The organism is Glutamicibacter sp. AOP5-A2-18, from assembly GCF_052446055.1.
Classification (GTDB): domain Bacteria; phylum Actinomycetota; class Actinomycetes; order Actinomycetales; family Micrococcaceae; genus Glutamicibacter.
The window spans coordinates 365,329-377,365 of sequence record NZ_JBQSVW010000001.1 but is presented as its reverse complement, the minus strand read 5'-3'; the positions used below and the strand labels follow the sequence as shown (position 1 = coordinate 377,365).

General features: G+C 54.5%; 11 protein-coding genes. 7 read left to right on the top strand and 4 right to left on the bottom strand.

Features of this window, described 5'->3' with window-relative positions:
• Window positions 1-296 precede the first annotated feature (296 nt).
• Window positions 297-1,502: a hypothetical protein gene (locus ACT3RW_RS01820; protein WP_444612625.1), complete on the top strand. Its 1,206-nt coding sequence runs from the start codon at window positions 297-299 to the stop codon at window positions 1,500-1,502.
• A gap of 349 nt (window positions 1,503-1,851) precedes the next feature.
• Here ACT3RW_RS01820 and ACT3RW_RS01815 read toward each other — a convergent pair whose 3' ends face one another.
• Both ACT3RW_RS01815 and ACT3RW_RS01810 read right to left on the bottom strand, forming a co-directional pair.
• On the bottom strand, window positions 1,852-3,036 hold the full coding sequence (locus ACT3RW_RS01815) for a sensor histidine kinase (RefSeq protein WP_444612624.1): 1,185 nt from the start codon (window positions 3,034-3,036) through the stop codon (window positions 1,852-1,854).
• A gap of 41 nt (window positions 3,037-3,077) precedes the next feature.
• Window positions 3,078-3,260, bottom strand: a complete 183-nt coding sequence (locus ACT3RW_RS01810; RefSeq protein ID WP_444612623.1) for a hypothetical protein — start codon at window positions 3,258-3,260, stop codon at window positions 3,078-3,080.
• A gap of 82 nt (window positions 3,261-3,342) precedes the next feature.
• Here ACT3RW_RS01810 and ACT3RW_RS01805 point away from each other — a divergent pair, with 82 nt between their 5' ends.
• The 5 genes from ACT3RW_RS01805 (at window position 3,343) to ACT3RW_RS01785 (ending at window position 8,983) form a co-directional block, all read left to right on the top strand.
• Window positions 3,343-4,017: a response regulator gene (locus ACT3RW_RS01805; protein ID WP_444612622.1), complete on the top strand. Its 675-nt coding sequence runs from the start codon at window positions 3,343-3,345 to the stop codon at window positions 4,015-4,017.
• Between the two features lie 137 nt (window positions 4,018-4,154).
• Window positions 4,155-6,713, top strand: a complete 2,559-nt coding sequence (locus tag ACT3RW_RS01800; RefSeq protein WP_444612621.1) for an ATP-dependent Clp protease ATP-binding subunit — start codon at window positions 4,155-4,157, stop codon at window positions 6,711-6,713.
• Window positions 6,714-6,866: 153 nt separating this feature from the next.
• Window positions 6,867-7,280 (top strand): GNAT family N-acetyltransferase, encoded by a 414-nt coding sequence (locus tag ACT3RW_RS01795; protein ID WP_444612620.1) that lies wholly within the window; start codon window positions 6,867-6,869, stop codon window positions 7,278-7,280.
• Window positions 7,281-7,703: 423 nt separating this feature from the next.
• Complete coding sequence (locus tag ACT3RW_RS01790; RefSeq protein ID WP_207306532.1) at window positions 7,704-8,258, top strand: hypothetical protein; 555 nt, start codon at window positions 7,704-7,706, stop codon at window positions 8,256-8,258.
• A 62-nt stretch (window positions 8,259-8,320) separates the two neighbouring features.
• Window positions 8,321-8,983, top strand: coding sequence for an alpha/beta hydrolase family protein (locus tag ACT3RW_RS01785; RefSeq protein WP_444612619.1), 663 nt, complete (start codon window positions 8,321-8,323; stop codon window positions 8,981-8,983).
• A gap of 8 nt (window positions 8,984-8,991) precedes the next feature.
• On the opposite strand, the gene ACT3RW_RS01780 is transcribed toward ACT3RW_RS01785, so the two are convergent.
• Window positions 8,992-9,705 (bottom strand): AAA family ATPase, encoded by a 714-nt coding sequence (locus ACT3RW_RS01780; protein ID WP_444612618.1) that lies wholly within the window; start codon window positions 9,703-9,705, stop codon window positions 8,992-8,994.
• A gap of 4 nt (window positions 9,706-9,709) precedes the next feature.
• Entirely contained in the window at window positions 9,710-11,131 is a 1,422-nt protein-coding gene (locus ACT3RW_RS01775; RefSeq protein ID WP_444614598.1) for a helix-turn-helix domain-containing protein, read from the bottom strand.
• A gap of 282 nt (window positions 11,132-11,413) precedes the next feature.
• Between ACT3RW_RS01775 and ACT3RW_RS01770 the strand changes: the two genes are divergently transcribed.
• Window positions 11,414-12,034: an AAA family ATPase gene (locus ACT3RW_RS01770; protein ID WP_131090516.1), complete on the top strand. Its 621-nt coding sequence runs from the start codon at window positions 11,414-11,416 to the stop codon at window positions 12,032-12,034.
• Window positions 12,035-12,037: the final 3 nt, after the last annotated feature.

Genomic DNA, 12,037 nt, shown 5'->3' with positions numbered 1-12,037 from the left:
CCCGTAATACGAGGTTGTATGTGTTCACTGTCGCGCGATCCAGCCAGAATTTCAACGAGTTCTGGGGATTCAACGGTGAGCGCCACCACACTCCCCTGTGATCTGTATTTTTTGTGGAAATCTTTGCTCTACACCGTCTTTTCTACGGCACTTCCCTCGGCTAGATCACTTTTACCCCGTCGGAAAGCGTTAGACCCCTCACAAGAAGTTCGCTCTATCTGTGCTCTGCGTACACTGAAAGTAAGCAAATAATCATCTTTCTCGACAAGCCGTTTTAAAGGATCACCACCACACACATGGCCTCACGAAAACCAGCCAAGAAGAAAACCGCACAGGGTCATCCGGCTCGTCAGTCCGGGGCGAGCTCCGTACCTTTCGAAACTGAAGTGCGCCAAGCTTTACAGCCTTTTAAGTCCCAGCTGTTCCGCCACTTCCAAGAAGACGGACACCCCGCCAGCGAAACACGCGCTGCGCTCGAAGGACTCACGACGCTACTGACCGTGCATGCGCAGTTGCGCAAGAGTGTTGACGTCCAGTCGCTGGATCCAACTGTTCTTGGCGAGCAGCTCGGCCACCTTTCCTCGCTGGGCAAGCAAGTCTCAGAAGCCAGCGCTGCGATCCTCAAGCACTACCTAACCTTCTTGGGCACCACTGCAAACTTTGGTGGCAGCGTAGAAGACTTCAAGCAGACCTTCGAGTTCCTCTCCCGTATGGCTGGTGATTCACCAATCGTCGCCCCTTACCTTGAAGACGACGAGGCCAACGGAGCCTTCGAATCAATGCCATTTGTCTTTGCTGCCCGCGAACTTATCGGCTGGGTCGGTGAAGGTAAGCCAACTACACCAGCTGGCGTGCTCACCGGAGAAACCTTGCAAGATGCAGCCCAGGCACTGGGAATGTTCATCAAGGTCGACGAAAGCGCCGAGGCTATTGAGCACCCTGAGTGGGAACCAGAAGACGGAACCAGCGTTCCATCGCTGGCTTACATCCCTCGCCTTTCGGCCTATTGGGATGCACTAATCGGAACCGCATTGTTGCGCTATCAGGCACCTAATGCGACACCTACCGAATCACTGAGTGAAGCATTGCTCGCCACCAGCGGTGCAGGGTCACGCTTGATCAAGGAACTGATCGCTGAGGTGCTCTACTCGCACATTCTGATCAATACTCTTGAAAAGCCGGGCCAGGCACAGATCGCCGAGATGGTTGCTGGGGTGCTGAGTAATGCTGCCTCGACAAACACCGTCCGTACTGAATTTGCACTGCAGATTCCTACCAAAGAGGATCTGCCCGAAGAGCAGCACCACTTGATTCCTAGCCTCGAAGAAGTTGTTCCTCAGGTGGAATCGCTACTTCGTGTCTTTGAGCGCGAGGGTCTGGTTCAGATCACTGAGGAAATCAACGTTCCGATTGTGCTGCGCTCCTCGTTGGAACGCGCACTGGGCAAGGTCTCCGAGCATGTCCTGAAAACCGACTCCGACTCTAACGATTCAGAGGCATAGTCGGCGCAGAACAAAAGCGACGGATCCGGGAGAAAATCCCGGATCCGTCGCTTTCTACTTAAGCTCGCATGTATCGGCGTCCTACTGTCTCCGTAAGAACGGAATCCTTAAGTTATAAAAGGTACGTCGCATTGCCGACAGACAACGGCACGCGATGGGGGCGCAATGCCGATGAAAGATCAGTCCGTTTACACAATGCAACGTACCTTTTAATCACCCTCTGGTCCTTGATGATGCCACTCGCAAAACACCACCAAGTACCTTCTCGGTGATCGGTCTTCACCGATACATATCTAACCTATCGTGTTCAGCGAAAAATCGAAATCATACTTTAGTAGGAGGGTAAGGCCTAGAACGGAATGCTGGCGCGAAGGGTCCAAACACCTTGCTCTTGGCTGGTTGAGAACTTTCCACCAAAGGCACGCATCCTGTCGGCCATACCAATAAGGCCACTTCCGCCAGCTGGTAGCCCCTTCACTTTCCTGCCGGAAACACCCACCTGATTAGTGATTTCTAGTGAGGCTTCGGTGCCGTTTGAAAGCAATTCTAATGAACAGTGACCACCTGGGACACCGTGCTTTATGACATTCGTTGTACCTTCTTGCATCACACGATAGATCGCAGTTTGCGCAGAACGAGGCAGTTCGGAGATTTTTTCATCCGTGGTCGAGGTCACTTTAAAGTTGGCATCTTTGAGCCGTTGAGCAAAAAGTTCTGCTCCCTGAAGCGCATTGACAGTAGTTGCAGCCGGCTTATCAAAGTTGGCACTGCCTTCTGTGGACATGGTGCCATCGGCCCGTAGGACGTTGAGCATCAGTCGCAAGTCATGCAAGGTTTCGGTACTGAGCTTAGCGATGATATCGAGTGCCTCTAGCGCGGCCTGCCCGTCGTTGGCGAACTTGGCCGCCTTTGACTGCATCGCGACGATAGTGATGTCATGAGCAACGATGTCATGCAGATCGCGGGCGATGTTTTTACGTTCTCTGTCTATGGCTATACGCGTCTGTTCCCGAGCCTTTTGCATCTGATCAACAGCGTGATCATTCTTCTCTCGCAATGAATAGATACTGCGCGTTACAAAGTAGGACAGGGCAGTCAACGGCACCAGTGCGACGAGCAATATGGCGTCCTGATGGGCTTGGATAGCAAACAGAACCATCCAGGCCGCCGATAGCGTGAGGAACAATCCTCGAACACTTCGTGCATAAACAGTTGCTGCCAGCGCCGCAAAAATCATAAACGCAGTGAAGGTGAAGAAGAATAGGAAGCTCTCGTTGAGGAAGAAGAAGGCAACGGCAATAAACAGTCCGAGGGACGCTGCGACCCATCGAAGACCGATAGCCAGCACCACGCAAAGCACGAGCCCTACGAGGGCTCCCAAGATGGTTGTTTGTGACGCTCGACTAAAACCGTCCCTAAAGAGGGTGACGGACTCACTGCCCGACAGGAGAACAAGGACAGCGATCCCCACCCAAATAATGACACCCCGGCCAGCGAGGTGCTTGGTCAGGGTGCCTTTTAGTCGTTCACTCATATGCCGAATAATTCACGGCGACAGCGTTCAAGTCAAATAGCTTATTCGCAACCTACGCCGTAGTTAATGCACACCCACTTCGAAAAGTCTGCACCCCATCCGGCTGGGGTTGCAACGGATCCGGAGCCGATTGACTGACTCTGCGCCGCTGATGCGGGAACAGCCACTGCGGTTAACGGTGCCAATGCCAATGCGGCAACGGCCAGCATCTTCAAAGCCTTCATAACAAACTCCACATCTCGACAACTTATATACTTTCAAGTGAGCACCCGTTTGGAGCTTGCAGCATCGACGCTAAGGAAACAGATGGAACAAATAAAGATCCTAATCGCTGATGATGAGCCACTAATTCGGCATGCGTTGGGCACAATCCTATCAACGGATTCCGGGCTTGTAACCGTATTTTTTGCAGAAAATGGACAGCAGGCAGCCGACTATTGTGCAGCAAACGAAGTTGACGTTGTTTTGATGGACTTACAGATGCCAATCATGGACGGGGTTAGCGCGACTCGCGCCATTAAATCTCGCATAGACAGCCCCGCAGTCCTTGCAATTACGGCATTTTCCTCGGATGAGTATTTAGTGCCTGTACTTACTGCCGGCGCCAGTGGCTATTTAGTTAAGGATTCAGAACCGGGAGAAATAATTAATGCCGTGCACGCAGTTCATCACGGCACTGCGGTCATTTCCCCCTCGGTTTCTGCCGACCTGATTTCCGCGGTGCGCAAAGCACATACGGATAATTCTCAACAGGTCGAAGATCTCATTGATGATCTGGGCATAACCAGTAGAGAAATCCAGATTCTAAAACTCCTTGCTCAGGGATTTAATAATGTTGAAATCTCCAAAACCCTCGGTATCACCGAGACCACGGTCAAGACACACATGGCAAAAATCTTCGTCAAGCTCTCAGTCCGCGACCGAGTTCAGGCCCTAATAGCTGCCGCACGACTGGGGATTGTTGAAATCCCGAAGGATTAAGTACTTCCCCTCCGAAGCACCTCGAAGGGTGTGAGCTCGAGCGCTCAAAAAGAAATTTTGGATCATGCGGGAATATCTTGAGGTCCTATGCGTTGAACATGAGCATAGACCGCTCAAGTTTCTACTAGGAGGCTCACTTGCCAGCATTTTTTGGTGCACCATCTGACGGCTCGTTCGAGGAATTCCTCTCACGGTTCCTCTCTTCACGGGCTCAGGCAGCACGTCCGATCGACATCACCCGCCTACTTTCCACCCGTACCCACGAGGCAGTAGCTACCGCGGCAGCAATCTCCCAGGAGCACGGCCACGATGAGATTGACTCATTGCACCTGCTCACCGCACTTCTGCGCACCGAACCAGTTGGCGAACACCTGACCGCCATGGGCATCGACATCGAAGCCCTCGGCAAGGACGCAATTGCGCACATGCCAAAGAGCCAAGAATCCGGAGAGAAGCCAACACGCCTTTCCTCGGCCGCTCAGCGCAGTCTCTTCGACGCCTACCAGGTGGCCCGCAACTACGGTTCCACCTACATTGACCCGGACCACCTGTTCCTTGCCTTTGTCTTCAACCCGGAATCGCCGGTCAGCAACCTGTTGGCACAGCACGGCATCACCGGCCAGTCACTCCAGCAGGCTGCCATGGAGCAAGCCCAGCGCGCCCAGAACGGCGGAGGCGACCAGGGGCAGGAAGAGTCAGATGCATCCATGTTGGAGCGCTTCGGAACTGACTTGACCGCTCTGGCTGCCGACGGACAGATTGACCCGGTCATTGGTCGCGATGACGAACTGGATCAGGTAGTTGAGATCCTGGCTCGTCGTACCAAGAACAATCCGGTACTGATCGGTGAAGCCGGCGTGGGTAAAACCGCCATCGCTGAAGGCCTGGCTCGCGCCATCGTAGATGACCAGGTTCCAGAACAGATCCGTGGCGCCCGACTCATCTCTATTGACCTACCCGGCATGCTCGCCGGCACCCGCTACCGCGGTGACTTTGAGCAGCGCCTCACCGGCCTGCTTGAAGAGATTGCCGACTCGGAAGGTCAGATCTTGGTGTTCATCGATGAGATGCACCTGCTGGTCGGCGCTGGCTCCGGAGAGTCGGGCAATATGGATGCAGCTAATATCCTCAAGCCTCGTTTGGCACGCGGTGAGCTGCACCTGATCAGTGCCACCACGCTGGACGAATTCCGCAAGGTAGAGAAGGACAGCGCGTTGGCCCGCCGCTTCGGCAAGGTCACCGTGGATGAGCCATCGCAGGAAGTCAGCTTGGCCATCCTCGAAGGTCTGCGTGAATCCTACGAAGATCACCACCAGGTGCAGTACACCCCAGCAGCGCTGAAGGCCGCGGTATCACTCTCGGCGAGGTACCTCACCGACCGCCAGCTGCCAGATAAGGCCATCGACCTGATCGATATCGCCGGTGCACGACGTTCAATCGCCGCCGGAGATACTGAGGACGTGCAGTCCCTGCGCACCGATCTGATGGAAGCGGAACGCGAAAAGTCCCGCGCCATTGGCGAGGAACGTTATGAGGACGCCAGCGCCTGGCGCGATCATATAGCGGAGCTGACCACTCGGATTAATACCGCCGAGGCCGCCGGCGATGCGGGCGTAACCCGCGTGGTGGACGAAGCTCAGATCTCTGAGGTTATCGCCCGCTCCACCGGTATCCCTACCTCGCGGATCACCGGGGACGACAAGTCGCGTCTGGCTTCGCTGGAAGAATCCCTGCACGCCTCGGTGATCGGCCAGAAGGATGCGGTCTCTGCCGTGGCTCGCGCCGTGCGTCGAAACCGTACTGGCCTCTCCCCTGCGGGTCGTCCAATTGGTTCGTTCTTGTTCCTGGGCCCAACCGGCGTGGGCAAGACCGAGCTGGCCAAGGCACTGGCGACCAACCTCTTCGGTTCGGCTGACTCGCTGGTCCGCGTTGATATGAGCGAATACGGCGAGAAGCACACCGTTGCTCGTCTGATCGGTGCCCCTCCGGGATACGTTGGCCACGACGAGCCCGGGCAGCTCACCGAGAAGGTTCGCCGCAATCCGTACTCGGTGATCCTGCTTGATGAGATCGAGAAGGCCCACCCGGATGTATTCAACGTACTACTGCAGGTCCTTGATGACGGACGGTTGACCGACTCGGCCGGACGCACCGTGGACTTCTCGAACACGCTGATCCTGATGACCAGTAACCTCGGTGGCGAGTACCTGGCCAACAAGGCCGGAAACTTCGGTTTCACCTCGGCCAAGGCTGCCAGTGAAGCCGGCGAGATCCGGGCCAAGGTGATGAGCAAGGTGCGCGAGTTCATGCGTCCCGAGTTCCTGAACCGTCTGGACGAGGTCCTGCTCTTCTCCAAGCTTTCGCAGTCGGAGATCGGCCAGATCGTCAAGCTGGTCATCGCCGATACCGAGAAGCACCTGGTGGATCAGGAACTTGCTTTGGAAGTCAGTGATGCTGCCGTGGATTGGCTAGCCTCTGAGGGTTACGATCCAGAGTTTGGTGCCCGCCCACTGCGCCGCTTGGTGCAGCGCAAGGTGCAGGACGCCATCGCCGATCTGCTCATCGATGATTCGCTAACTGCCGGTGACACTGTCGTGGTGGACTACGCGCAGGACAAGCTGGTGGTGCGCAAGAAGGTGGATGCGCCAACCCCGCCAGCACAGAACGAGCAGGTACCTAGCTACTTCGATAACTAGGAAGCACTAGCCTGTTGGGGGCTTGATACGCCGGAGCTTTGGCTTCGGCGCATCAAGCCCCCTTCTGTGTGTGTGCACTGATCTTTAGCGGGAGCTCAGTTACTGCGTGTTAGGGTGAACCCAATTCTTGGACACGATGAGAGCAACTGCGCTATGGAAATCTCCACCACTAAGGTCCCCTCCCCTGAGCAAGTTATTGCTCTGTACAACTCCGTGGGGTGGAGCGCCTATACGGATCACCCCGACGTACTGGCCACGGCACTGAAAAACTCTGACTTTCTTGTCTACGCCTACGACAAGGAACACCAACTCATCGGCTTAGCCCGGGCGATTTCCGATGACGCGACCATTTGCTACGTGCAAGACATCTTGGTTCACCCAGAAGCCCAGCGCAGCGGTGCCGGCAGGGAACTATTTACTGCCGTTCAAGACCGATACAAACACCTTCGCCAGTTTGTGCTTATTACCGATGATGAGCCAGGGCAACGAGCGTTTTATGAATCGATGGGGCTGAGCGAAGGCGCAGATTTTAAATCTGGGCCCATCAGGGTATTCGCACGATTCTAAAATAGATAGCTTTGAGCGCAGGACCCCTAATAGACTGGGAATTCATCACTCTCCTAGGAGCTACTCTTGCGCATCCGAAGTTTCATGACGTTGTCTCTCGTTGCCATTTTGATGACAGGGTGCAGCGCAAGCCAAGCCCCAACACCTTCTTCCGAACCCTCAGAGTCAGCAACTGCCCCGGCTAACGCCACGGCCTCTGCGGTAACTGCCGACACCGAGCTTGCTGAAAATTCGCTCGCCCCGTCTCCGACTAAATCCACTGCAGCACCCCTGACTGGTCAGGCATGGGCGGACTCCAAGATTAAGATGTGGAAAGACAATTCGGGCATCAAATCCACTCAAGGATTCTCGTACCCCTACAATTTGATGACTTCATGGGAGTCGCCAAAGCCGGGCGTCATAAATATCTCGTTAGACAACAGCATGATTTTCAACCGGGACGGAATGCAAGAAAGCTACCAGACCCGCGAGGATGAACTCCGGTTCATGGGCCTAATCATGTTCGAGAGCGTGGGTGAGAAGTCGCCGGAGTTGGAAAGCATCACTTTCGCCACCGAGGACGGCAAGAATTCCGGAACCTACTCCCGCGCCCGAACCGGAGCAGACCCCAACGACCGCAAAGCCTGGGCCAAAGAAAAATACGCGCAGTGGCTTTCGGGCATGAATGACGTTTACGAATCCATGTGCCACGCAGAAATTACCACCTTAGAGGTGTACCGCCGTTGCCTTCCGGATGACCCACATGCCTACGTAGATAAGGTGGAGTCACCGGCCTTTGGTGAACTTGTCGTCACCATCAAGGACGGTCCGTGGATGGGTGGAACCTATGACACTCCTGCCTCAAGCTTCGTCTCCTCAAACATGATCATCAAGATCAACGACAAAGCTGCTGCCGGAGAGCAAGTCGATAAGCTGACCGTCATCGCCAGGTCCGGCGGGGATACAGGCACTGCCAATCGTGAAGACTGGATTCAATAGAGCTAGAACCCCGGCCTCAACAGATTCTGTCACCATTCACATCCCGCCCTAGGCTTAAATCCATGACGCAAGAACTGTCGATTCCTTTTAACGATTCTGAGCTGAGCGCCCTGTGGATGCCGGCATCGAAGGCTAAAGCCCTGATGATTTTGGCCCATGGTTCTGGTGCTGGCAAGGACCACGAGTTCATGACTGGGTTCGCTCAAGCAGTCGCTGATCTCGACGTCAGCGTACTGCGTTTCAATTTCCCGTATATGGACGCAGGAAAGAAATTCCCAGACAAGGCACCTACCGCCATCGCTGTCTGGCATCAAGTGCGTTCATGGGTTGAAGATCATTTAGCCGGCGGTCTGCCAGTGGTTGTTGCCGGCAAGTCATTTGGTGGACGTATGGCCTCATTGGCTGTCGCCGAAGGTATGCCGGCGAACGCTCTGATCTTCTTGGGTTACCCATTGCACGCACCTAAAAAGGAAGATAAGCTTCGCGACGAGCACCTCTACCCGTTGGCAGTACCGATGCTGTTTTTGGAAGGCACCAAGGATCCGTTTGCCAACCCGGAAAAGATGGAAGCAGTTGTTGCGAAGTTAAATAAGTCGACGGAACTGGCCTGGTTCGAGGGCGGCAATCATTCGTTTAAAGTGGCGCGTTCGCAACGAACGGTGGCACAGGATGGCGCTTGGTTGGCCGGTGCAACTGTGGACTTCATTTCCAAGCACGCTCTATAGACCGCGCCTTAACGCCAGCAACTTTGCGGGTCATCAAAAAACTCTTGCCATCCACGCACAAGATCTAGTTGTTCATATTCGCTCTCACGCAATCCCCACGCACCGACTTCCAAGATTCGCGCGCCCGGGAACGCCGCAAGCATTGGTGAGTGAGTTGAGATGACTATCTGAGACCCGGAATCAAGGATGGTTCGAAGCAGCTTCATGAGCCGCAGACAACCTGCCAAAGACAGTGCTGATTCCGGCTCATCCAAGATCCATAGTCCTTGGATATAGGGAATTCTCTCTTCTACAAGATCAAGGAAGGACTCGCCATGGCTTCGCTCGTGCAACCTTGTTTTGAATCGCGATTCTTCAAGATAGGTATAGAAACTGTGCATGGTTTCAGCACGCAGAAAGAATCCTTTGCGCGAAGCTGCCGCACCGCGCTGAAGCTTCAGCTGTTGCCATAGCTCCGATTCGCTGGCTCGCGTTGTGTTCATAGCACCCGTGGAGCCACCTTCAGCATTCATTCCATAGACCATGGCCAATGCTTCAACGAGTGTCGACTTTCCTGTACCGTTTTCGCCGACAAGAATCGTGACCTGCCCTAGGTCCAGACCATCATGAAGAAGCTGACGCACCGGAGGAAGAACAAAAGGCCATTGCTGATTTCCCTCTAGAGCCTGAGGGTCGATAGCTTCCACCCGGCGCACCGGCATGAACATCTGAGAAATTTCCACCGGATCAGTATTGCTGACGTTGCAAGAAGCTATAAACCTCTGTTTCATCCACACCAGGGAAGGCACCAGTCGGCATTGCAGCTAGCAAGTGCGTGTTGGCACGAGTGGCTGGCCACGCGTTGCCAAACCAGCGGTCAGAAAGATCTGCCGGTGGGCGGCGACAACAATTTTCGTCCGGGCAGGTGGACTGACAACGCTCTTTGGTGTCACGACCGCGGAACCATTTCACGTGCTCAAACGGGACACCGATTGATAGCGAATACAGCCCTGAGGAGTGCCGTTCGGTGCGTGCCGAGCACCAGTAAGTGCCATTGACCGTATCCGTGTACTGCTCAAAAGACCGAAACTTGTCCATCTGTTCAAAGACCACTCGGCTGGTCCAATAACGGCAGATGCTCTGTCCCTCGATGGCGCCCGTATGATCCGCAGGGAAATTCACGCGGTCGTTTTCATAAGCTTTGTGCAGGATTCCTGACTCGTGCACCTTCTGGAAGTGGCAAGTCATACCCAAGTGTTCGGTAGCAAGATTGGTGAATCGGTGAGCAGCCGATTCATAGGACACCGCAAACGCATCGCGCAGGTCCTCGATGGCCAGCTCACGATTGTTCTTTGCACGACGCAGGTAATCAACAGTCGATTTCTCCGGCATCATCAATGCTGCGGCAAAGTAGTTTGTGGCCACACGCTGGGACAGAAAGTCAGAGTAATCCGTCGGTGTTTTATGTCCCAGGACATGATGCCCTAAGGCCTGCAAGAGAACTGACCGCGGATCATGATCAGTGCGATTGGCCTGAGTCAGGTAGATACGCATGTTCTTCAGATCGGTCACCGAACGTGTGGAGTGAGGCAAGTTGCCTACAAAGCGCAGACTGAAGCCAAGATGTTCAGCAATGTCTGCTGCACGGTGATGAGACAGCGGACCAGCATCGTGGCCTACCGCCGAAAGAACCTTGGAAGCTTCTTGCTCAATTTCTTTGTAGTAGTTATTGCGACCTCGCATCTCGTGACGCAATGCCGTATTGGCTCGGCGGGCTTCTTCCGGAGTCGCTGCCTGGTCGTTCAGTCGGCGTTCAAGTTCATTCTGAAGTCCAACCAATGATTCGAGCACGTCCATGGGAAGGCGCGTACCCACACGTACGGTGGGTAAACCTAGTGACTCGTATAGCGGTCCACGTTGAGCGCGCTCCAACTCGATTTCCAGGGCCGCTCTACGTGAAGGAGGCTCGGTGCCCAACAGGTCATCAACTCCGACGTCGAGGGCCCCGGCCAGCGACTTGAGCAAAGAAAGTTTTGGTTCGCGCTTGCCATTTTCAATCAGTGAAAGCTGGCTCGGCGCAGTATCAACCACGGCCGATATATCGTCCAAAGTCATCTGCTTACTTTTGCGAAGGAAACGTATCCTTCGTCCCAGAGCAATGGCGTCCATCTCCGGAGCTTCTCCGGGTCCATTGCTATTTTCCGGCTTCTTTGCGCGGTTCCATGTGGTTGCAGTCACATACCTAGACTAGGCGAAGAACGCTCAACTTTTCCAGAAGTCCGAGAGAAAAGATCCATTACTCCGGTCTTGCGGAGCGCAACCAAGGAAATATTTTCAATTCTTCCGATTGCCTCTAAGCCTCGTCACTCACAACAAATGCACAGCGCTACACCGGAATCTTGCACCCCTGCCACTCGTTGAAAATATCAATAGTGAACTACGAGGAGAGCCATGACAGCCATTGTCGAAAAAGTACTATCCGCGAAAAACTCCGCCCACGATCCACCACAGACTTTTGTCGTGATGGGTATCGACGGCGCAGGTAAGAGCACCGTCATCACCGCTCTGGTGCAAGAACTAAATAATGAGCAGATCCCGGCACGCAAACTCGCTAATGTTGCGGGGCGCCGCTGGCTTAATAACTTTTCGCGAACCTCCGGCATCCCGGTGCCACACCTTGCTCAGGAATTAATCGAGACAACGTTTCGACTCTTCAACGTTGCCCGAAACTCCCTCACCGCCGCACAAGCTCCGGGCCTCACGGTGATGGACCGCCACTTGTATTGCCAGTTGGTGCTACGCCACGTTCGCGGCCACAAGCCGGGGATCCTCTTGCCGTGGCTTGCGAAGAAAAGCGCCGAGGGAACCACCGTCATTCTTCTGGACGTTGATCCTTACCTCGCCTCACAACGCATCAATGCGCGAGATGAAGACGAAGAATCCGTGGAATACCTTCAGGCAGCACGAACCGAATACCTTCGTTTGGCCGAACTCAACGACTGGTTGGTACTTGATGCATCAAAGCCGACGACGCTATTGGTTGATCAGTTACGCATGATCGCAGGCAAGTAGACT